Below are 23,214 nucleotides of genomic sequence, written 5' to 3' on the forward strand. Positions count from 1 at the left end.
GTCCGATGGCGAGCTGATGACGACCTCCATCCAGCTTGCGATCCAGCTCCTCAATCTTGGCCATCACCGTGTTCACATCCATCGTCGTCTGCACATAGATCAGCATCTCATGCGGCGCATCCGCCTCGTGCACATATGTCACCTCATACATATTGTGCACCGTCGGCACCAACAACACCACTCCCACCAGCACCGTCAGCATCGCCCATCCCACCTTCCCTCTCCCTCCTACCTCCCTCGGCCTCCACTCCTGCTCCCCCTCCTCTCTCTCCTCCCTGCTCTCCCTCCATCTCCTCCATCCCTCCTGCACCCACTTCAGCACCACCTGCACCGCCGGCTCTAACCCTACCCCCGCCAACAGCATCATTGGCAACGTGATGTGGATCGTCAACCACGGCATCTTCTCCGCCGCCCACGAATACAACACCAGGTTCCCCACACACCAGTACACCAGCCACAACCGCAGCCGCGTCGGCCTCAGCAGACATCGCACCATCCCTACTACCCCAAAGACCACCCCTATCTGCTCATACAACGGGATCAGCAACAGGTAGTAGTACCACGGCTGCCCTCCCCGCGCGACTTGCTGCTGTTCAAGCCAGTAGTAGATACCGGCCCAGATACCATCTCCTATACCGCCTTTGATATTAGTAAAGAGGACGGTAAACAGGACCAGGAAAACCGCCCAGAAGAGTAAGATGGCAAAGAACCAGTGCGTCCAGGGCATCCTCACCAGCGTCGCCAGCACCGGCTGCTTCTCCTCATCCACCCAACGCGCCAGGCGCAGGCGCCACCCCCGGCGAGCGGCCTCCACCCCCGCTTCTCCCAGAAACATCTCCCTCAGCAAAATCACCAGCACCACCAGGCCCAAAGCCACCCCCAGCCAGGGGACCACCAGCGCCGTATCATCCTTCAGCACAGCCACAAATTCATCTGAAGCCTGCTGGTGAGCAGCAATATAGAAAGAGAGATTATGAAGCCAGCCTAGAAGCCACCTGGCCAGCAAAGTCCCGACGAGGACATAGGCGAACAGCAAGAGGGGCGCCCACGTCTTCGGCAGCCAGCCCGGCTCTCCTCTCACCTTCTCCCTCAGCCTCCATCGACTCCCCAACTCCCACATCAGCACTCCTACCCCATAGCTGCCCACCACCGCTATCGTCAAAAACGTCGCCTCCTTCGTCGCATACGACAACGCCAGCCCCAACACCCCCACCAGCAGCCACCCCAGCTTCCTCTCCTGCACATACCTCACCAGCCCCACCACCAGCAGCAGCGTAAAGCATGCCATGTAGATATCTTCGCGTGCAAACCGCGAGTAGTACACCAGGCTCGGCGACACCGCCAGCAACACCGTCGCCAACCAGGCCGCTACTCTCCCCAGCGAGCGCCTCAGCAGGTACGGCAGGCCCACCAGCACCGTCCCCAGCGTCGCCGCCAGCAGCCGCACCGTGGTCGTATTCACCCCCTGATCAGGTACTCCCACCAGCTGGGCCAGCTTGTAGACCAACGCCATCGCGTGAAACTGAAATGGTCCATGCAAGAGCGGGTCATAGTGATAACAATCGCCGAAGACGAAACAATGCTCCCAGTTTGCAAGCTGATTCATCAGCTGCAAGGAGAAGTAGGCATGGAGACTCTCATCGTGATGCAGCGGGCGCACCCCCAGGTCCCAGAAGCGCAATACCGCCGCCACCACCAACACCACCCCATATGCTACCCACTCCAGAACCTGCCCACGGCTAACGGTTTTCAAGCGGCCAGCATCACCATGAGCCTGAGAGAGAGACTGGTCATCTTGACCTGCTTCGACAGACTGCACAGCTTCTTGCGTGCTCACAGGCGTACTCTCCTGCTCCTGAGCCTCAACAGGCATCTGCTGAGACTCTGATGACGTTGCCTCGGCAAATTCTTCAGCAGGAGATCGCGCATGCTCTCCTTTCAAGTCCAAGTGAGGTCTCCTTCCAGAGTATAGTCAAAGTTGGTACTGCCCAATTCAGCCTTTCCCGCGTCAGGCCCCGCTGTCTCCTCACTCAAGGCCCTGCCAGGTGGCCGCTGTCTAAGGAGCAACTCCCAGACCCTTCTTAATAAAGAGGCCCATATCGTAAGCGCCGTCGGTCGCCCCAAAGGGCTGACGCTGCCACCACCAGGCCCAGATGCGTTCCGCTGCCAGCACTAGGTTGAAGTGCGCCCCCGGCGGCGGATTGTCCCCATAGCTGAGCCACAGCAGCGGCCCTACTCCCCCCCAGGTTTGCTGTCCTGCACAGTTATTGTTAGCCTTGCTCGGCAGACAAGGGGGCGGTTTATAACCCTCATCCCACCACGTACGCATGTGGTACTGATGGAAGAGATAGGCCCCCGTATGCGTGGCCGTATCAGCATACTGCGTCTCGGCCAGATAGAGATTGTCACCCCCGACAATAATGACTGGGTAGCTACCAGGATTAGGGCAATCTGCAGGGTAATTATAGCAGGCATGAGGATAGTCACGCAGATACCAGATAAAGGGCCAGATCGCGTCATTCATCACCCCGATGGCGAGCTGATGACGACCTCCATCCAGCTTGCGATCCAGCTCCTCAATCTTGGCCATCACCGTGTTCACATCCATCGTCGTCTGCACATAGATCAGCATCTCATGCGGCGCATCCGCCTCGTGCACATATGTCACCTCATACATATTGTGCACCGTCGGCACCAACAACACCACTCCCACCAGCACCGTCAGCATCGCCCATCCCACCTTCCCTCTCCCTCCTACCTCCCTCGGCCTCCACTCCTGCTCCCCCTCCTCTCTCTCCTCCCTGCTCTCCCTCCATCTCCTCCATCCCTCCTGCACCCACTTCAGCACCACCTGCACCGCCGGCTCTAACCCCACCCCCGCCAACAGCATCATTGGCAACGTGATGTGGATCGTCAACCACGGCATCTTCTCCGCCGCCCACGAATACAACACCAGGTTCCCCACACACCAGTACACCAGCCACAACCGCAGCCGCGTCGGCCTCAGCAGACATCGCACCATCCCTACTACCCCAAAGACCACCCCTATCTGCTCATACAACGGGATCAGCAACAGGTAGTAGTACCACGGCTGCCCTCCCCGCGCGACTTGCTGCTGTTCAAGCCAGTAGTAGATACCGGCCCAGATACCATCTCCTATACCGCCTTTGATATTAGTAAAGAGGACGGTAAACAGGACCAGGAAAACCGCCCAGAAGAGTAAGATGGCAAAGAACCAGTGCGTCCAGGGCATCCTCACCAGCGTCGCCAGCACCGGCTGCTTCTCCTCATCCACCCAACGCGCCAGGCGCAGGCGCCACCCCCGGCGAGCGGCCTCCACCCCCGCTTCTCCCAGAAACATCTCCCTCAGCAAAATCACCAGCACCACCAGGCCCAAAGCCACCCCCAGCCAGGGGACCACCAGCGCCGTATCATCCTTCAGCACAGCCACAAATTCATCTGAAGCCTGCTGGTGAGCAGCAATATAGAAAGAGAGATTATGAAGCCAGCCTAGAAGCCACCTGGCCAGCAAAGTCCCGACGAGGACATAGGCGAACAGCAAGAGGGGCGCCCACGTCTTCGGCAGCCAGCCCGGCTCTCCTCTCACCTTCTCCCTCAGCCTCCATCGACTCCCCAACTCCCACATCAGCACTCCTACCCCATAGCTGCCCACCACCGCTATCGTCAAAAACGTCGCCTCCTTCGTCGCATACGACAACGCCAGCCCCAACACCCCCACCAGCAGCCACCCCAGCTTCCTCTCCTGCACATACCTCACCAGCCCCACCACCAGCAGCAGCGTAAAGCACGCCATGTAGATATCTTCGCGTGCAAACCGCGAGTAGTACACCAGGCTCGGTGACACCGCCAGCAACACCGTCGCCAACCAGGCCGCTACTCTCCCCAGCGAGCGCCTCAGCAGGTACGGCAGGCCCACCAGCACCGTCCCCAGCGTCGCCGCCAGCAGCCGCACCGTGGTCGTATTCACCCCCTGATCAGGTACTCCCACCAGCTGGGCCAGCTTGTAGACCAACGCCATCGCGTGAAACTGAAATGGTCCATGCAAGAGCGGGTCATAGTGATAACTCAAAATGTTCAGCGACAGCTGCAAGGAGAAGTAGGCATGGAGACTCTCATCGTGATGCAGCGGGCGCACCCCCAGGTCCCAGAAGCGCAATACCGCCGCCACCACCAACACCACCCCATATGCCACCCACTCCAGAACCTGGCCGCGGGACGGCCTTCGACGGCGCAGAGCGCGTCTAGAACGCCAGTCTTTAGCCTGAGCGAAAACCTTCTCCTGCTCAAGCGAGTCTGGCTGCTCAGCCACTGCTCCAGCTAGCAGCTCACCCTGATCCGACCGACTATCTACAGGCTGATGCTCAAACCTCTTCAAATTCAAGGCCCAACTCCTCATACAACCTTCACCGGAAGAGCGGAGGTCATACCTATGACAGCTCGACCTTATAAATTGTCACTCCTTCGGCAGAGTAGACCACCCGCAAGAATGAAGGGAAATGGCCCAAATTAATCGCCTGATATTTCGCCAACTCCAGAGGTCCCACGTAGACATACGTCACATGATAAAGAGTCAGCAGCGAGCGTACCACGTTGGCTTGAGGACTGGTATAGATCGTTGCCACATCGCTGGCTCGCCGATTAAAATCAGCAGCGTAGGCCACATTATTCAGCCAATTCACACGCCATTGATACTCATGGCCGACCCAGCCCATAATGGTCGGCAGGCCAGTAAAGGCCGAGATCCGAGCGTAATCGCTATAGTCCGGGCCAACCGCCTCCACGATGACAGGATCACCGTCAACATGGGCATTGAGCCAGCGAATTGCCGCATAGTCGCCGGGATCAGTCTGGGACAGATAAGTCAGCCCATCCAGGCTATTGCTCCGTTGTGCGAAATGGTCCGTGCGGGTATAGCTCCCTGCCACCGGATAGACCGCCCCGGCCAGCAGCAAGAGACAGAGGGCCGCCGTCCACACCACCTGCAAACCTTCCTGCAGAAGGCGCTGTAGTGGCGCCACCATCTCCCCAGGACGCAGAGCCTCTAGAATAAAGAAGAGAGCAGCCCCACAAGCGATCGAGAGCTGAGCCCACGACTGGAAATAAAACTTAAAGACCGTATTCATACGTGGGTAGCTGTCGGCAAAGACATCGCGCAGATAGAATACCTCGCAGCCTGCTACCAGAGCAAAAGCCAGCGAGCCAAGCAAGAGCGTAAAAGCCAGGGCCCGATCACGCAAGTGAGAGAGAACCAGCACTGCACCCACCGCCGCCAGAGCGCCTGCCGCTACAAATGTACCGCTGTTGCGCATCAGGAGCAGGGTCGCCAGGCCCAGCAAAGCGATCACCCAGAAGCTCAACCACTGAGCGCTGAAGCGCACGAGCCACTTGAGCCAGCCAGGAGCAGGGACAGCCGGGTCATCCTCCTTCTCAGTGGCAGCCTCCTCCTCAGCAAAGGCAGGTAACCTGGCCACGCTCGCCACCAGCAGGGAGAGAAAGACGAAAGCAAACAGACCATAGATCAGAATCTCCTGGCCAGGGGACGAGCGATCAGCAGGGCCAACCACCCCGATTCCCTGAGATGGCGATACAAAGCTTAAATAGAAAGGCAGGTAGAAGGCCAGCGAGAGAATGACCAGCGGAACTGTTGCCGCGGCAATATCTACCAGAAGTGTCCCCTGGAAACGACGCCCATGAAGCAACCACTGCTGCAGGGCAATACAGACCAGAGCCAGGCCCAGATAAGTCGGATAATCCCAACCGTTCATCGTAAAGAGCGCGCCGATCACCATCGCCGTTACGCCCAGGGTCAGCGGGAGGCGCCAGCCGCGACCAAAGATGAAGATCCCCTGACCCTCGCGCGCCAGCAAGAGATTAAAGGCTAAAGCAATGGCCAGGATAGTGAACGCCAGAGCCAGTACATGGGCATGGAAACAGGAGAGCAGAAAGCTGAAAGCGGGGAATTCATTGATCGTCTTATCAACTACCCGTGAGGGCGCAAACCAGTCGAACTGATTGAGGTCACCGTGATCGCGCCACCACTGCTGCGTCGCGGCCAGATTGCCCAGAATCAAGCCGAGCGCCATCGTCAGGAGTCCGTAGGGTATAGCGGCCGTTAGGCGCGGGAAAGCCAAAGCTGGCGCCTCAGCGCGTCCATCATCAGGAGGAGAGCCAGCAGCGCGGACATGCTTGGCCCAAGCAATCACATTACAGGCCACGCCGAAGAGATTAACCGCCGTCAGCCCGAAAAAGATACAGATTCCAGTATTAAAAGCGATGGAAGGAGATTGTCCTAGAAGCTTTGCCAGCACCACGATCGTAAAGTGAGCGTAGTAGTAGTAGTTGATCGGGTAGCCGGCATACCACATATCATTCGGCGGCAGATGAGGGCTGCGCATAATTGCCGCAATAAAGCCCTCATCCATAAACATCTCAAAGCCGCGGATATCAGGGCCATAGGAGCGAATCCACCCGAGCAAAAAGACCATACCCAGGAAGACCAGCTCGCAACTGACCAGATAGATCGCGTTCGCACGCAGCAACTTGAAGAGCGTCGCACGCACCAACAGCAGGCCCGCAAGAGCAGGGATCAGAAGCACTACGAAGACCCCGGCAATAAAAGCGCGGCTGAACGGCCAGGACTGGACGCACATCAAAGGCAGCCATACACAGAAGGCGAAGAGCGCTAGCGCCAGGGTTTTACTAAAGGCCCAGCCGCGGTCGGGGAGATTGCGCAAGACTGTCACAGTCAGCGGCAGGCAGAGCAGGCCCAGCAGCTCCACCAAAGCCCATATCAAGAGCAAGTCAAGCATAGGAATACTCGATCAGTACCACCATAGATTTCTCAGCTCCTGAGCCACCATGTCACAGCCCCCTGTACACATGGGTCACCTGCCAGGCAGAAGCTCAGAAGCCATGATCAGCCCAGCCCTCATCAGCACGCCCGCGAATCGCAGCACAGAGCTGCATACCAGCAAGTGGCCAGCAGCACATCTTAGGGAGCAACTGGCTCGGAGCTACTGCCCTGCAGTACCTCCCCCATCTCCAATTACCAACGAATCTGGCGCTCATTCTGTCCCGCAAGCAGCCTCATCCTGGGAGGAAAGAGAACTCGACGCTGACTAAGGGGCCGAGAAGGCACAACTTAGCGAACTAACAGGCTGAGGCCAGTGCACGCCAGTCACGAGCTTCTCAAAAAGCTGCTGCGGCGTGTAAGGGTAGGGGGTATCACGCACAAAGATGCGGGCGACCGGATGATCAAAGACCGAATAGCTCTCATCAGCCCCGCTGTCATCGAGCGTAATACCAAAGAGATGCGGACGCACCACAAACTGAGCAGCTAGATGGAAGCCCAGCTGTCCACTAAATAGGAGTTGATAATAGTGAATCGTCAGCGGATAGCGTGCGGGCAGGCGCGGGATCGACTTATCGAGGCGATCAGTAGGCATCGTAATGGCATCGACAGTCGGCAAGAGCTTGGCCAGGGTACAGGCTTTCTGCGGGGTATCATCCCCATAGAGATCCAACCCTGTTTGAGGCTGGCCAGCAGCATTCAAATAGGTTGCCTGACGGTAGATGCTGGGGTCATGGCCATCGACCGGCACAGGCAACGGATCATCCCACTGCTCGTAGGTCAGCACGCTGCCCGGCGGCAAATGGGCATAGATCCAGCGTGAAGCCATCACTCGCGTATTTGGCTCGCTATACACATTCAGCAAAGCCAGACCTTGAAAGGCCGTGCCGGCCAAAACCACTCCCACCAGCCCATAGCCGATCGCGCGCGCCAGGGGGCCGCGGCCCGCCCCGATTTTACCCTCAACCTGCCCCCTCCTATGCGTTAGCCACCGCTCCAGCCAGACCAAAATCTGCAGCAGCAGGAGTGCAGCAAGCAACGTCAGGAAAGGATAGAGCGGCAGCATATAGCGCATAAACTTGACATAGAAACTGCCTGTAATGGCTCCATAGACCACCACCCAGGAGAGCGGAACCAGCCAGGCCGAGAGCAGGCGTCGGCTGAGCAGATACCAACAGAGCCAGAGCAAGCCAGCCAGGGCGGTCAAACCCAATGTCAGACCCTGGCCCCAGAGAACCATATTCTGCAGCTCGTAAAGATAGGGGATCGTACCAGCGAACTGGCGCACGTAGGGTAGATCGATCAGGCCGCGGGCCAGGTCCCCCTGGAATGAGACCTGCTGGATAAAGTCCCGTGCATCGAGAAAAGCATAGGGCATGGCCACAAAGAAGACCAGCACGGTTGTGACCAGCGAGAGCAGGAATAGCCCCCAGCCTTGCAGGGAGCCTTGACGCCACCACCGCAGGCCAAAAGCCAGCCCCAACGGAACGATCAGGGGAGCTGCGCTAAACTTCGTCGCCAGCGCCAGGCCATAGCCCAGGCCGGCCAGGAGTGCCCAGCGGAGCGGATGCTCACTTTTGACCAGGGCCACACAGGCCAGCACCGTGAGAGTGATGAAAAAGACCAGAATGGTATCGACTGCGTAAAAATGTGAGAGCTGTAATTGCAGGGGGGTGAACACCACCAGGGCAGCAGCCAGCAGAGCCACAGCCCAGGCGCGAGGTCGGCCAGGCTGCTCGTCCTCCACCAACAAGAGCGCCAAGAGAGCTGTGAGCACGATCGTCCCACTATCAAAGAGGGCCGAAATCGCGCGGCCCAGCAGCGTGAGAGTGGCAAAGTTCCCCAGGGCGGGGAAGAAAGGCTTCAAGACCGCGCCCACTGCAGCCAGCAAATAAATCGGGAACGAGCCGTAAGCAAAGAACTGTGGATTCAACGGAGAGTGAGCTGCGTCCAGGAACTGGGCCCAGCTTGTGGGCCGAGCAATCGCCACGACGTGAAAGAGAATCTCGCGCTCATCGGGATGGAAGCTATTACCATCATCCCAATTCAGGCCATAGAGGCGAAGCGCTAAGCCAAGCACTGTCAAGGCGATCAGGGCGAGTGGACGCCAGCGAATAACAAGCTTCACGGAGCGCCTCTGTCGTCTCTACTCTAGCAAAGATGAACCATCTATCGCCACGGCTGCCTACTACAGCAAGCTATCGTCTTTTTCCTGTGGTTGTGGCCTTTAGTATAGGAGGATTGCCTGCAGTGGTCAAGAGAGAGGACCCGACCACAGATGGCGGGGCCGCAGAACATCGATAGCCAGCGATCAAAGCGAGAGCCTCGGGCAGCACCGGAAGCCGAGGGGAGATGCTGGTGGACATAGTCGGACTCCTTCCGCAAAATGGCAGCATCGCTGCTCTCTGTAAAGGATACCATAGCCTCGGCAGTCAGGCAACAGGCACAGCTTCACTCCCCGAAGATCTGAAGATATGCTACACTGCCTATGGGAGGTTGGAGGAAGCGAAGAATCTGCCCACCCATCACAAGCAGAGAAGCGGAAAGGAGGCCACGAGTGCCTGCCCTGGACGAACAGAGCCTGATGCCCGGCACTGAGGGCATAAACTTTTATGAAGCCGATCCCATCCTGGAGCAGTTGCTCCAGCGTCATCTTTCTCCCGACGACTACGAGCGCGCGCGCCCATTGCTTCTGCACATGGGGGCAGTTGCCTCCGAGCGCATGGATGAGTTGGCCGCCCTTGCCGACCGACACGGGCCGGTACTGCGCCAATACGATCGGCGTGGTCAGCGCATCGACGAAGTAATCTTTCATCCGGCCTATCACGAACTTGAACGTATCGCCTATCAGGACTTTGCCATCGCCGCCTGCACCCACCGTGAGGGTGCCCTAGGCTGGCCCGGACGCGTCCCTCAGCCTGTTAAGTTTGCCCTGGCCTATCTCGGCATGCAAGCCGAAGCAGGCGTCTTCTGTCCTGTCTCCATGACCGATGCCCTGGCTCGCGTTTTGGAGCGCTACGGCGATGAAGCACTCAAGCAGCATTTTCTTCCTCATCTGACCGCCCTCAGCCTGGATCAGCTCCAGCAGGGGGCTATGTTCTTAACCGAGAAGCAAGGTGGCTCAGACGTCGGTCAAACAGCCACCATAGCCCGTCGACACGAGGGCAGCGAGAACAAGACTGAGTCCTGGCCCCAGTGGCAGCTCTGGGGAGAGAAATGGTTTTGCTCCAACGTCTCTGCCGACCTGATTCTCACCCTGGCACGTCCCAGCGGCGCTCCAGCCGGAACACGGGGTCTAGGCCTTTTCCTGGTACCCCGTCGTCTGCCAGACGGAAGACGCAACGCCTACACCATTAACCGCTTAAAGGAGAAACTGGGTACTCGCTCGCTGGCCACAGGTGAAGTAACCCTGGAGGGCGCCCTGGCCTACCAGGTGGGAGCCTTGGAACGGGGCTTCGTCCAGATGACCGAGATGATCAACCTGACCCGCATCTGGGCAGCCATCGGTTCCCTGGCCGCCATGCGGCGCAGCCTGCTAGAGGCCACAGTGCACACCCACGGACGCATCGTCTTCGGGCGTCGTCTCTGTGACCATCCCCTCATGAGGCGCCAACTAGTTGATCTCCTCCTCGAAGTCGAAGGCTGCGCAGCACTGGCCTTCGAGACAACAGCGGTTCTGGAGCGGGTTGACCGCTACGGGCGCGAGGAAGATCGCCGCCTGCTGCGCATCTTGACACCTCTGTGCAAATACTACATCCCCAAGCGAGGCGAGTACGTTACCTTGGAAGCGCTGGAGATGCGGGGAGGCAATGGCTACGTAGAAGATTGGGTGAATCCGCGCCTCCTACGGGACGCCATCGTCAACGCCATCTGGGAAGGAGCCAGCAACGTGATCGTTCTCGACGTCGCGCGGGCCATGAGCCGTGAGGGCAGCCACCTGCAGCTCTTCGCCTGGCTACAGGAGCGACTGCGTGCTCTCCAACGCCCTGAGCTGACGGAGAGTGTTCACGATCTCCAGCTCAGCCTGAAGCAAGTCGCAGCTCGCTTCGAGGCCCTGACGACGCTTGACCCCGAAAGCGCCCAGCTGCCCCTACGTGGCCTGGTCGAGCGTCTAGCACAAGTCACCATCGCCATACTCTTGCTAGAGCAGGCAGCCACCAGCCTCAGTACCTCGCAGGCCGTTGGCGAACGGCAGCTGCTCCTGGCCCAACTCTTTATGAGGCGACATCTGCAGCCTCACCCCGATGGCTGGCAGGCAGACGACGATCGCCGACCTTTGGACCAGTTCGAGACGCTGATCCAGGGAGCGGTTCGTTTCAGACAGGGGATCTAAAAAAAGAGGAAAAAGCCTTCAGCGATGCCGGCCCGGCGTGTCGATGCGAGGCTGGGGCAAATGGGCCGGCATCGCGACGGCGGACAGGTGAACATAGACTATCTCCATAGTTGGAGAAGAATGAAGAACAGAGAAAGGAGAGGGCGAGGCTCACGCAACAACGAGACAAGCAAGGCCCAGAGACAAAAACCTCCGTCTTTCCTCGCCCGCCGAAGCAGGCCCGGCAGCTTCAGCCAGGTAGCGGGGAAAAGGCGAGGCGTGGCCTCTGGAGACCTGAGAGAGGGCAATCGCAGGTGCTCACTTAGGCCAGAACGCCGTCGCGTTCCCCTACCAGACGCTGGATCTCACGCAAGCGCCACTCAGCCCGTTCCACATTCTCCAGAGCCTGGGCCAGAATGCGTTCCTCCAGGGAAGAGAAGGACTGCTCGATTTCTGGATCGATCGAGCCGCCAAGCAGTTCCAGAGCACGATGGAGCCTGGGATCTTCAGTTGCAGCTACCATTGACATGGCGTGTCACCTCTCGATCAAGAACTGAGTCTGACAGCAAGCAAGTCCATCACCAGCCATGAAATAAAGACCGGCGCGGCGCACTCCAGTCTCAAGTTATCCCAGCAGGCTAGCGAGGATGACAGAAGAGCGGGACCATCGGGGGCTACCCTGATGGAGATTCTCGCTCCTCAACAGAATACGCCTGAACAACGAAACAGGTTGCAGCCCCCGCACCACCACCGACTTCATTCATAGTCTCCATTTCTATGATACGTCTGGCGCCAAAAACGGTATAAAGGGGCTACCAACATTCCTATCTGCAAAAATCCTAAACTGCCAGCTCTTTTCGAGAGGAGGGCTTGGGAGGCAGCCTCATCTTCTCGTGTCTCCTGCCACCCGCGACCTCCTCCCTTAACGTAAGGCCCATCTACTTGACGATCACCGTCAAGTTCATCCCTTGGTGGATCGTACAGTAGAGCTTAAATGTGCCAGCGGTAGTGAAAGGGCCAATCTGCTTGCTATCGTTGCCACTGAACTGCACATCGACCTTTGGAGCTCCCGGCTCAATCGCAGGCTTGGCGGTTCCATTGACCCAAGAGCCGTTTTGAATAATGTGCGGCACAGCGACAGTATCGACCAGCGTAATCGATTGACCTTTTTGGATGGTGATAGAGGACACCTCGAAGTTCGTGGCGTCCATCTTCACTGTGTTCCCGCCGCTGGCGCTGCTCGCCGAAGAAGAACTACCGCTGCTGCTGCTTGCATTGGCCGCAGTCGAGCTGGTTGTCCCAGGCCGTGTACAGGCCACCAACAGCAGGCTCACCAGCGCCAGCGCTGTCAACACCAGCCACAGCAAGCGTAGAGGTTTCTGCTCCATAGCAACCTTGTAGCCTCTCAATCCTAGCCGATGCCGAAAGCAGAACAATCTGCACGCACGACAGAGCGCTGTAGCCCCTGGCTCGCAGAGCTACAACTAACGCTCTCTCTGTCTCTCGGCTCTTCCTGCTTTCGAGGATATAATACGGCGACCCGCAGCCTCTGCAAATCCGGCAAATACCCGATATTGCGTCGGGTATTTACCTGATCTATTAGCTCAACTGCAAATGCTGGCATCCCACTCGCAATGCTCGCGTCTCCCTCGTTCTCCATCCCAGCTGCCGCAGCTCGTGATGGAGAGCAGGCAAGCTCTCAACTTTCCACCTGACAGGCATAGGCTCCGTCAGCAGCACAGACAGATGCTACAGGAGCAGTCGGCCTAACCGGCTTCACCATCCACCATCTTTCTTCAGCTTTTCAGGCTTCTTGAGTAGCAGGACTGCTACAAGCAGCCTGACATTGATTTTGCAAATTTTCAACAAGCTACCTTTCTTGCCCGGGTCCTCCTTGACTTCCGTGAGACAGGATGGTATACTTTAAGTGTTCCTGGCAGGGAACATTTCCAGGGAACGACCCTGGCACAAGGCGCAGGCTTTGCTTGGAATCCCGAAAGGAGGTTGTATGCAGATGAAGAAACCGATACGCCTCTTAGGGATGGTGTTCCAAATTGACTAGGAGCGCCCGTAAAAGCGGGCACTCCAAGCCTCTGAGCGCTGCGCCATCGATCTGACAACCGCTGCAACTGAGAGGTTTATGGGCGGTCGCGACGACGGGGTGACCGTCGGGTCCTGGCAGGCGTAAACAGAGGGTATGCGGGGCATACGTAAGGCCTATTTATGCCCCGTCCTTTTGTTTTTTTGTTTTTGGGAATCGCGCTATTCTCCGTCTTCCTTGAGGGAGAGCACCGCCATAAAGGCCTCCTGAGGAATCTCCACGCTGCCAACCATCTTCATACGCTTCTTACCCTCCTTCTGCTTCTCCAGCAGCTTCTTCTTGCGCGTGACATCGCCCCCGTAGCATTTGGCCAGGACATCTTTGCGCAGAGCCTTGATGGTCTCACGTGCTATGACGCGCGAACCAATAGCTGCCTGGATGGGCACTTCGAAGAGTTGACGAGGGATCAGTTTGTGTAGTTTTTCAACCAGCGCACGCCCGCGGCGATAAGCTTCACTGCGATGAACAATGATGGAGAGCGCGTCGACCGGCTGCCCGTTGACCAGAATATCCAGCTTCACCAGATCGGCCTCGCGGTAACCGGCAAAGCTGTAGTCCAGAGAGGCATAGCCCTGTGTGCGTGATTTGAGCTGATCGTGGAAGTCCACAATCAACTCGGCTAGCGGCATACTGTATGTCAGTAACACGCGATCGGCCTCAATATATTTCATCTCCTTGAAGACGCCGCGCCGCGCCGTCACCAGCTCCATAATCGGGCCAATATAGCGGGCTGGGGAGAAGATTGAGAGTTCCACCCACGGTTCTTCAATCTTTTCGATCTCGCCCGGTGGGGGGAAGGCCGAAGGGTTATCGACTTTGACCACTTCCCCGTTGCGCTTCGTGACGTAATATTCTACGTTAGGTGCTGTGGCCAGAATGCGCAGGCCATACTCACGCTCCAGCCGCTCCTGAATGATCTCCATATGGAGCAGACCCAGGAACCCACAACGGAACCCAAAACCGAGGGCTGCGGAGGTCTCCGGCTCGAAGGAGAGCGAAGCGTCATTGAGCTGCAGTCGCTCCAGGGCTTCGCGCAGCAGTGGATAGTCATCGCTATCGACCGGATAGAAGCCAGCGAAAACCATCGGCTTGGCCGGTTTATAACCTGGCAGTGGCTCGATCTGACCGAGGACCTCGGGAACAGTAGCCGTATCGCCAACCCGACAATCTTTGACGTTTTTGAAGCCCGTTGCTAGATAGCCTACCTCTCCAGCGCTGAGGATCTGTGTCGAGACCATGCGTGGCTGGAAGTAGCCAGCTTCGATGACTTCGGTGACACTACCAGTAGCCATCATGGCAATGCGATCACCGACGCGCACACTTCCGTCCACGATGCGAACGTAGGCGATCACTCCTTTGTAGCTGTCATAGTGCGAATCGAAGACCAGCGCACGTAAGGGACGCCCAAGGTTGCCATGTGGCGGTGGAATGCGCTCGACAATGGCCTCCAGAATCTCGCTGACGCCGATTCCTTCCTTGGCTGAAGCCAGGAGACACTCACTAGCGGGCAGGCCAATGACGTCTTCAACTTCTTGGCGCACCCGCTCAGGGTCGGCACTCGGCAGGTCGATCTTGTTGATCACCGGAATAATGGTGAGGTCCGCCTCCAGGGCCAGATAGAGATTAGCCAGGGTCTGGGCTTCGATCCCCTGTGTGGCATCGATGACCAGTAAGGCCCCCTCACAGGCAGCGAGGCTGCGCGAGACCTCGTACGTGAAGTCGACGTGTCCTGGCGTATCGATTAGATTCAGTTCATACTGTTCGCCGTTGCGCGCCGTATAGAGCATGCGCACAGCCTGAGCCTTGATGGTAATGCCCCGCTCCCGCTCTAGCTCCATCTGGTCCAGCACTTGCTCGGTCATCTCGCGGCTGGAAATGGTGCCTGTGTATTCCAGAAGGCGGTCGGCCAGGGTCGATTTGCCATGATCGATGTGCGCGATGATGCAGAAGTTGCGAATATGGGCTTGATCCGTCATGCTTCGATGATGCCTCCGCACAACACTTCATCGCCATCAGCGCCGCCGTAGAAGACTGCGCCCTGCCCTGGCGTAACAGCTCGCACCGGCTGCTCCAGCGTGACAAGAGCACGGCGACCCTCTAGCGGCGTCACCCACGCTCGCTGCTCGCTGGCTTTGTAACGGATGCGGACCGCCGCTTCAAATGGCTCTGTCGGAACATCGCCGCTGATATAGTGCATGGAGTGGACGGTAAAGCTGGTACGCTCCAGGGCATCTGCCGGGCCAACAATCAGGGCGTTCCGCTCCGTGTCAATCTTGAGCACATGGAGTGGATGGGACGAGGTCAATCCGAGGCCGCGCCGCTGCCCAATGGTGTAGAAAGCCAGACCTCGATGCTGTCCGAGTAGGTTGCCTTCGCGATCATAGATCGGACCAGGACGCGGGACCGGCAGGACGGCGCTGCGCTGACCGACAGCAACCCCAGCGGCGACCTCGCTGGCCGCATAACGCTGGATGAAACCGCGATAGTCGTCGCGGGCCACAAAACAGATTTCCTGGCTCTCGGGCTTGCTGGCCACAGGCAGACCGCGCTCCGCCGCCATCGCCCGCACCTGCTCCTTAGTATAGGCTCCCAATGGGAACCAGGCGCGGGCGAGCTGCTCCTGGTTCAGCACGTGCAGCACATAGGACTGATCCTTCTGCCGATCAACCGCTCTTAGCAAGCGATACTTCCCTGTCAGGGGATCACACTCAACGCGCGCATAATGGCCAGTGGCCAGATAGTCCGCCTCTAGCGCCAGCGCTCGCTTCAAGAGCACTGTGAAACGAATAAAGCGGTTACAGACCAGACAGGGATTGGGAGTGCGACCAGCCACATACTCCCGATAAAAGTAATCAACGACCTGATCCTTAAATTCTTGCTCGACATTCATCAGATAGAAGGGAATGTCAAGCAGGCGAGCTACGCGCCGCGCATCGTCAACCGCCTCCAGTGAGCAACACTTGTTCTGCACCACGCGCTCAACGCCGTCATCCTCCTCGCTGCCTGGCTCAGCCCAGAGGCGCAGCATGATGCCGATTACCTCATGCCCCTGTTCCTTGAGAAGGGCAGCCGCTACCGAGCTATCCACGCCGCCACTCATGGCAACAACAATTCTTGCCATACTGCTGCTTCCTTCCCGCTACTTTCACTCGTCTATTGTCTTTCTCTCAGTATCCTCACCAGGATCAACTGGGACAGGCTGTCCTTGAGGGCGAACGGCCCAAGTGAGCGAAAAAAGACTAGCCCACCGCCTGGCTAGCCTCTTTCTCTCTGTCTTTCCTTCCTTCTTTCTTTCAGTCCCCGCGCCCGAATCGGCCCCTCTGCAAGCGTGGTTGACGCACTTTGAGTGCTCTATGAATTGTACTTTCGCTCAGTGTAGCACAGGTTGTCGTCCTTGTCAAACCGATGGAGCCTTTCCCTGCCGTGCCTCGGTCAGTCCCGTCTGATTGAGCTACCTCTCGACGAGAAGGCTGTTATCGTGTATAATAGGCGCAACGTCAACAGGCCTGACAGCTATTGGCTGCCGGAGGCCGACACCCACACAAGCTCGACTCAGCGGCAGGAGAGCGGATCGAGTCACCCTCGTCGCGCTTAGTAAAGCTGAGCTGGTGAGCAACGGAAGAGCAGCCGCCTTGGCTGAGGTGAAGATCTTGCGGCGCCGCGCCGACCGCAGCAGACCCTGTCAGCACGCGCAGAGAGACCCAGGGCTGCGGCAGCGGGCCCGTGTAAGCAGGAGTGAGTCAGCAATGGCAAAGAAAGCAGGTGCACGCAGCGGGACACGGCAGAAGGCCCGTGCGCAGAAGCACATCGAGCTGGTTCGCCAGGTAGGGCAGGGGGAGCATACCAGAGTTTCTACCCTGGAAAATAGTCCAGCCTCGCAGAGCCAACAGCATACCTCTAGCACCGCTGCCCAGGCTCGTCCCGAGGAAACACGCGAGCGGGAACGCTCGGCGCTTCCTGCTGAAACTTCTCGTCCGACCAGCGCGGCCAGCAAGCTGGCTGCTCGCCGCCAGGCGGGCCGGGCTGCCCAGCGCAGCGCCGCTTTAGTTACCCCAGAGCACTACGCGTATGTCCGTCGAGACCTGATGATCATTATGATCCTGGCAGCTATCATGTTCGCAACACTGATCGTCCTTCATTTCGTGCCAGCTCTCGGCGGCTAGAACAGCAGCGCTGCCTCCCGTCCAGCGCGCCCCCCACTGCCCAGCAAACCGGGTAGCGAATGTGGCAGGGGAGCTGTTTCTTCTCTCCAGGACAAGGCTCGCACAGATCCAGCCAGCTTTCCAGGGCCAAAGAAAAGAACAGAAGCACCGAGGCTATTCCTCTTTCCCTCAGTGCTTCTTCTTTTTCTTCTCCTTCAGTGTCGAGGATCTCTCATCCTGGATGGCTTGTCTAGAGGCCGCACAGCCGTCTAAAGCCAGACAACCGAACGAGGAGAGAGCCTTGCAAGGCTCGCGCTGCTCTGCCTCCTATCCTGCCCGGCGCTAGTGCATCAGGGGTCCAGTATTCAGCCCGGCAGAAATACCCTGGCGATGCTCAGCCGGGATCGTTACGCCCAGCACGCGCTGCATGGCCATGGTGTGCGAACAATGCCCCCAGTCCTGGAAGAAACGGCAGGTGCAGTTCCAGACTCCATGATCATAATTGGTAGTATGGACATCGTTCTCGCCACGGAACTTGGCCTCGAAGCGCGTAAACTGGATACGCTCAGGCTCTTCGGCATAACGCTTGGCTTTAGCGATTTTGCTGATCATGCTTGAATTCACGGTCGGTACTCTCCTTCAGGTGTAGCAAGCAAGCACCACTTCACATACAGATCAACGACAACTGTCTCACGAGGCGTGGACAACAGCTCATGCCAATAGGTGTGGCCTATCCCATCCCATCAGCAATGTTCTCAATGTGCAAGGGGCTGAAGGCCCGAGAGCGTGTCTCACCCTCCTTTCACGCGAAGTCTCGCCCCCGGAGCAGAGGGACGAACAGCCACCAACACTGGCCCACTCACTCCTCTTCGCAATCAGATACGGAGGCCACCTGCGCCTGGGAGACACCCCAGCAACGCCATCATGTGAAGAATCTGTGTAGAGCCTGGTGATGAGTGCATGTTGACCGTGACAAAAGAAATAAAAAACACCAGGGCCGAACCTCCCCAGTGTGTATGCATGCTAGCCGTTGGCAATATGGGCTGACACGCCTGCCTTCCGCGACGTAACCCGTGCATCCTCTTTCTCTGAGTGCATAGGCGGCAACCCTCGTAATTGATATCTTCTCCGTTGAAACTCTGCACCGTCCTGGTAAGACCAAGTATACCACAGATTGGTGTGAATGTCCAGGGGCGGGATTGCCCCATCACCGGAGGCCGGCCAGAGGCCGCACCATACCAGTCGAGCAGGCTACCTGCTACTCCGTGAGCGCTCCGCTCACCACCGCCCCGCCGTTGTTCACTTCACGGCCTTTCCACTCTTATAATCTTTTTGCAACTATAGATAAAAATACGACAATTCTTCACTACTAGCCGAGACCCGTCCAGCTCCTTCGCCACTCTTGTGGGCCTGCTAAGTGCTGGCGAAGCTAGAGCAAGCAGCCACCGCCGAGAGCCGCTCGACTGAGCTGGTCCTGATGTTTGCGGGCCACTCGCTTGCGGTCGCCGGCGCCAGGGCCGCGCTGCGCCTGGCCTGATCAGGCAATGGGCTTTCTCTCTCCGAAGTCGCCAGACATCTCGATCTTATGCCGGTTCTCGCCGATCACTTAGATCACACCGGCAGTGTTAGCTACTTCACTGCATTCTCTCTTTCCTCGACTACACTTATTATCGTCACCGCTCGGAACGCCGCCCCGCTTGCCTCCGTGGTGGGTGTGGGTGGATGCCATTTGCTCGTGGCCTTATGTTCACCAGGCATGACCGACGTTGAGTGAGAAGAATTCGGGCGAGCGGCCAGATCCGCGGCCATTCCAGCCAGGTCCACTCGTCGTGCAGACAGCCACTGGCTAGTCTCGACCGATTAGGAGGAGAGAATCGCCGATGAGCAGCAGTGACCCCTTTCGAGCTGGAGTCTCTCTGCCCAGGTGCAGAGGTGCCTTCCTGGCTAGTCTGCTTCTGGCGCTCCTACTGAGCGCCTGTCTCTTCCCCGGCCCTGGTTCTCCAGAGGCTGATCGCCATGCCACGCCAGCAGCGACAGTCGTCACCAGACAGGCTCCGACTCCCCTTCCTGGCAATCACGTCATTGTCGATCGCCCCATGATCCGCAATCTCCCCCCCGGTCAAGCTGTGCCTCAAGACCTCGTCCTGCCTCTGACCATTAACCTGCTGTATAACGATACGGCCCTGGAGCGCACACTCGCCCAGATCTATACGCCCGGCTCACCGCTCTACGGGCACTATCTGAGGCCGCAACAGATCCGTCAGGCCTTTGGTCCCAGCGATGACCAGATCCAAAACGTGCGCCAGTGGTTCAGCAGCCAGGGTTACCGCATCCTGGCAGTCGACAGCCTGGCCACCTCGCTACGGGTAGAAGCTTCGGTGGGCACCATCGAACACAGTCTACACCTGCAGCTTCAGCAGTATATTCAGCAAAATGGACAATTCAGTCAGAAATTCTATCTGCCCACGGGTCAGCCCAGTCTGCCGGCTCACATCGCCTCCCTGGTCCAGTCGATCATCGGCCTCAGTACCTTCGGGATCTTCCAGCCAGAGCAGCGCTCCCAGCAGTCGGGTCCAGCAGCGGCGGCTAAGGCAGGAGACTGCCGTCAGTATGGAGCCAGGCAGACCCTGACGCACGCTCAGCTGGCCGCCGCCTACCAGTTTGACCAGCTTTACCGGCATGGCCTGCAGGGCCAGGGTACAAGCATCGGCATTCTCGAATTGAACGAGTCATTTGACTCGCACGATGTTGCTCAGTACTTCGCTTGCGCGGGAGTGCAGCCACCTTCTATCGAGGTTGAGAACGTCGTGGGGAAGGTAGCGCCCGGGCCCGGTCAGGGTGAGGCCGCTCTTGACATCGAGTTGGCAGGCAGTTTGGCCCCGCAAGCCCATCTGGTGATTTACCAGGCACAGGAGGCCTCGACTCAGGACATGCTGGCAATTTTTCAGCGTGTCGCCGCAGAGAATCGCGTGGCAGCGCTTAGCGTCAGCTATGGAGCCCCAGAGGATGCCTTCAGCGACAACGAACAACTCAGCCTGGCACGAGTGCTGCGCATTATGGCCACAGAAGGAATCTCTGTTCTTGTGAGCAGCGGCGACTGTGGGGCCTTCTCAGAGCGTCTTCCCAATATCGCCCTGGTGGAAATGCCCAGCGCCATCCCCTACGTGATCGCTGTGGGCGGTACCATCCTGCAGGTGAATGCTCATAATGCGCGCACTGCCGAAACGGCCTGGGGACGTGTGGCCGGCGCCGGATCGTTCTGCCATAACGATTGGGGGAGCGGTGGAGGCGTCACCCAGTCCTCTTTCTTTAAGCGCCCTTCCTGGCAGGTCGGCCCTGGCCTGAATAGCCACTACGATGGGACGGCTGATCTGATTCTGACTCCAGATCTCGCGCCAGTGCAGGCCCCCAACGGCCTGCGCCAGGTCCCCGATGTGGCAGCCGCCGCCGATAACATTGCTATCTTCTGGAATGGGCGCTGGGTGAGAGCCGGTGGCACCAGCGCCGCCGCTCCCATCTGGGCCGCGGGCCTGACTCTGGTCGATCAGGGCCTGCGCCAGCTCCATAAACCTCTCTTCGGCAGCACACCGACCGTCTACTGGCTGGCCAACCATCCCGGTCGCTCCCAACTGTTCAATGATGTTGTGAGCGGTGATAACGGCTTCTATCGCGCAACTCCCGGCTGGGACTATGTCACCGGCTGGGGATCGCCCAACTTCTTCGCCCTCCTCCAGCGCCTGCAGTCGGCCTGAGAGCAGCAAGGCAAGGGCAAGGGGCCGTAGAGAAGCCCCTGCCCTTGCTCCTACACCGGCAAGATCTCCTTTCTCCCCCTCTACTTCCCCCCTTGACAGAGGTGCTGGACTCGTGTATCGTATCCATACAGCGTTCACTTTTCAAATGGCGTTAGAATTATGGAAAAGCAGCATCCAGGCAGGGCGCGCGAGCGGCGGCGTGCCCGCACCAGGCAGCGCATTTTGAGCGCCGCGGAAGAGATCCTCAGCGAGAAGGGGCCGGAGGCTTTATCAATGCGCGAGCTGGCCAGCCGCATCGAATACAGTCCAGCTGCGCTTTACGAATACTTTGGCAGCAAGGAAGAGATCGTGACTGCTCTCTGTGAAAAGACATTGATAGGACTCGCCGAGACGCTCAGCGAGATTCCGCCCCAGCTGCCACCTGCCGAGCGCTTGCTCAGAGCAGGACTGGCCTATCTAGGCTTTGCTCGTACCTTTCCTCAGCAGTATCTGCTCACCTTCAGTAGCAGCAGGAGCGAGCAAGATCCTCTGCGCCTCGTTGAAGCCAGCCGCGCATATAGTCTCTTGCGCCAGATCATCGCCGACGGCATCGACCAGGGCGTCTTCCTTCCACGCCCCGACTATAGCCTTGCAGAAATGACCTATCACTGCTGGGCCGTGGTCCACGGGATGGCTATGCTACGCCTTACGCTGCTCAGCAGCGAAGGTCAGGATCTTGAGGATCTGCACGAGCGGGTCCTCCGGGGCCTGATCACCGGTTTGCAGTGCTCCTGATTTTTTTGTTCCTTTCACTACCGAACGATGTTCGATTTTTGAGAGCTATACGGAAAAGGTACAGAGGACCGTTGTTACCAGACAAAGGAGAGAGTCAATGGCGCATTCCATCATCAAGCAACGCATGACAGCTCAGATCGAGGGCAGCTTTGTTGTGTTCTTAATCGGCATGCGCATCAATCGGCCCTGGCAGCTTCACAAATGGCTTCCGGTCCTTGTGGCTATGCCACGCATGCTCAAGGAGCTTCAGCGCCAGCCCGAGCTTGGCTTGCTTGGCTATCATCTTCACATCGGCTTCCCCAACAGCATGGTCGTCCAGTACTGGCGTTCTTTCGAGCAGCTTGCTGCTTACGCTGGAGAGCACAATGCCCAGCACTGGCCGGCCTGGGTCGCATTCAATCGGCGTGTTGGGAGCAGCGGCGTGGTTGGTATCTGGCACGAAACCTATTGTGTTGAGACCGGGGCCTACGAATGCATTTATAACAATATGCCTCCCTACGGGCTGGCGCAGGCTGGTCAGCTCGTTCCAGCTGTGGGACGCAAAACGACGGCGGCTGGGCGGCTTGCCAGAAGCTAGCGGGCCTGCTATGTTACAATAAATTGCAAGGTCCTCAACAAGAGGTCAGGCTCAAGCCTGCCACAATGCTCGCGCTCCAGCACGGAGGGCCAACCAGATGGCGGACCAGCTTGATGTCGCGACTGTCCTTTATGCCTACACGCGGGGCATCTTTCCTATGGCCGACTCCGAGGGACAGATCCACTGGTATGCTCCAGACCCGCGCGCCATCCTCGAACACGAGCGGCTGCATGTCTCTCGTTCTCTACGCGCTACACTTCGCAAAGGTCTTTATGAGATCCGCATGGATAGCGCCTTCACGGAAGTGATGCGCGCCTGCGCAGCCCGTGAGGAGACCTGGATTAGCGAAACCTTTATTCAGACCTACACTGAGCTGCACCATCTCGGTCTAGCCCATAGTGTCGAGGCCTGGCACGCCGGTCAGCTTGTGGGGGGTCTCTACGGTGTAGCTCTGGGAGGAGCCTTTATGGGCGAAAGCATGTTCTCGCGCGCCCCCGATGCCTCGAAAGTCTGTCTGGTGGCGCTCGTCGAGCACCTCAAAAGCCGCGGCTATATTCTCCACGACGTCCAGTTTCTGACCCCCCACCTGGCAAGTCTGGGGGCTAGCGAGATTCCCCGGCGCGAATACGAGCGTCGCCTGCGTCACGCCCTTCAATTGTCCTGCACCTGGTAGAAGAAGAACAGG

Annotated in this window: 15 protein-coding genes; 6 read left to right on the top strand and 9 right to left on the bottom strand. The window is 58.3% G+C overall.

The window, feature by feature from the left end:
- From KTAU_RS00680 to KTAU_RS00695, 4 genes are all read right to left on the bottom strand, one after another.
- The coding region (locus KTAU_RS00680) for a flippase activity-associated protein Agl23 (RefSeq protein ID WP_170292955.1) at window positions 1-1,837 on the bottom strand (1,837 nt) is incomplete at its 3' end.
- A gap of 219 nt (window positions 1,838-2,056) precedes the next feature.
- Window positions 2,057-4,402: a flippase activity-associated protein Agl23 gene (locus tag KTAU_RS00685; protein WP_170292956.1), complete on the bottom strand. Its 2,346-nt coding sequence runs from the start codon at window positions 4,400-4,402 to the stop codon at window positions 2,057-2,059.
- Between the two features lie 46 nt (window positions 4,403-4,448).
- A complete protein-coding gene (locus KTAU_RS00690; RefSeq protein WP_151726578.1) occupies window positions 4,449-6,830 on the bottom strand; it encodes a DUF2298 domain-containing protein in 2,382 nt (793 codons plus the stop codon).
- 309 nt (window positions 6,831-7,139) lie between these two features.
- Window positions 7,140-8,999, bottom strand: a complete 1,860-nt coding sequence (locus KTAU_RS00695; RefSeq protein ID WP_151726579.1) for a phospholipid carrier-dependent glycosyltransferase — start codon at window positions 8,997-8,999, stop codon at window positions 7,140-7,142.
- Between the two features lie 429 nt (window positions 9,000-9,428).
- On the opposite strand from KTAU_RS00695, the gene KTAU_RS00700 reads away from it, so the two are divergent.
- On the top strand, window positions 9,429-11,204 hold the full coding sequence (locus tag KTAU_RS00700; RefSeq protein ID WP_170292957.1) for an acyl-CoA dehydrogenase family protein: 1,776 nt from the start codon (window positions 9,429-9,431) through the stop codon (window positions 11,202-11,204).
- Window positions 11,205-11,505: 301 nt separating this feature from the next.
- On the opposite strand, the gene KTAU_RS00705 is transcribed toward KTAU_RS00700, so the two are convergent.
- From KTAU_RS00705 to mnmA, 4 genes are all read right to left on the bottom strand, one after another.
- Window positions 11,506-11,706 (bottom strand): hypothetical protein, encoded by a 201-nt coding sequence (locus KTAU_RS00705; protein WP_112427636.1) that lies wholly within the window; start codon window positions 11,704-11,706, stop codon window positions 11,506-11,508.
- 415 nt (window positions 11,707-12,121) lie between these two features.
- The gene (locus KTAU_RS00710) at window positions 12,122-12,571 is read right to left on the bottom strand and encodes a cupredoxin domain-containing protein (RefSeq protein ID WP_151726581.1); all 450 of its coding nucleotides are present in this window, start codon (window positions 12,569-12,571) and stop codon (window positions 12,122-12,124) included.
- A gap of 874 nt (window positions 12,572-13,445) precedes the next feature.
- Entirely contained in the window at window positions 13,446-15,260 is a 1,815-nt protein-coding gene (gene lepA / locus KTAU_RS00715) for a translation elongation factor 4 (RefSeq protein WP_151726582.1), read from the bottom strand.
- Complete coding sequence (gene mnmA / locus KTAU_RS00720) at window positions 15,257-16,405, bottom strand: tRNA 2-thiouridine(34) synthase MnmA (RefSeq protein ID WP_151726583.1); 1,149 nt, start codon at window positions 16,403-16,405, stop codon at window positions 15,257-15,259. The genes lepA and mnmA overlap by 4 nt, the downstream gene beginning before the upstream one ends.
- Before the next feature lie 625 nt (window positions 16,406-17,030).
- Between mnmA and KTAU_RS00725 the strand changes: the two genes are divergently transcribed.
- Window positions 17,031-17,447 carry a hypothetical protein gene (locus KTAU_RS00725; protein ID WP_151726584.1) on the top strand — a complete coding sequence of 139 codons (417 nt, stop codon included), beginning with the start codon at window positions 17,031-17,033 and terminating at the stop codon, window positions 17,445-17,447.
- 321 nt (window positions 17,448-17,768) lie between these two features.
- Here the strand turns inward: KTAU_RS00725 and KTAU_RS00730 are convergent, their stop codons facing one another.
- Window positions 17,769-18,050, bottom strand: a complete 282-nt coding sequence (locus KTAU_RS00730; protein ID WP_052888578.1) for a hypothetical protein — start codon at window positions 18,048-18,050, stop codon at window positions 17,769-17,771.
- A 1,256-nt stretch (window positions 18,051-19,306) separates the two neighbouring features.
- On the opposite strand from KTAU_RS00730, the gene KTAU_RS00735 reads away from it, so the two are divergent.
- From KTAU_RS00735 to aat, 4 genes are all read left to right on the top strand, one after another.
- Window positions 19,307-21,178 carry a S53 family peptidase gene (locus tag KTAU_RS00735; RefSeq protein ID WP_151726585.1) on the top strand — a complete coding sequence of 624 codons (1,872 nt, stop codon included), beginning with the start codon at window positions 19,307-19,309 and terminating at the stop codon, window positions 21,176-21,178.
- 159 nt (window positions 21,179-21,337) lie between these two features.
- Window positions 21,338-21,952 (top strand): TetR/AcrR family transcriptional regulator, encoded by a 615-nt coding sequence (locus KTAU_RS00740; protein ID WP_151726586.1) that lies wholly within the window; start codon window positions 21,338-21,340, stop codon window positions 21,950-21,952.
- Between the two features lie 97 nt (window positions 21,953-22,049).
- Window positions 22,050-22,529 (top strand): DUF4188 domain-containing protein, encoded by a 480-nt coding sequence (locus KTAU_RS00745; RefSeq protein WP_151726587.1) that lies wholly within the window; start codon window positions 22,050-22,052, stop codon window positions 22,527-22,529.
- A gap of 97 nt (window positions 22,530-22,626) precedes the next feature.
- The gene (gene aat / locus KTAU_RS00750; RefSeq protein WP_151726588.1) at window positions 22,627-23,202 is read left to right on the top strand and encodes a leucyl/phenylalanyl-tRNA--protein transferase; all 576 of its coding nucleotides are present in this window, start codon (window positions 22,627-22,629) and stop codon (window positions 23,200-23,202) included.
- The last annotated feature ends 12 nt before the right edge of the window (window positions 23,203-23,214 follow it).

It is taken from the genome of Thermogemmatispora aurantia, assembly GCF_008974285.1.
Lineage (GTDB): Bacteria > Chloroflexota > Ktedonobacteria > Ktedonobacterales > Ktedonobacteraceae > Thermogemmatispora > Thermogemmatispora aurantia.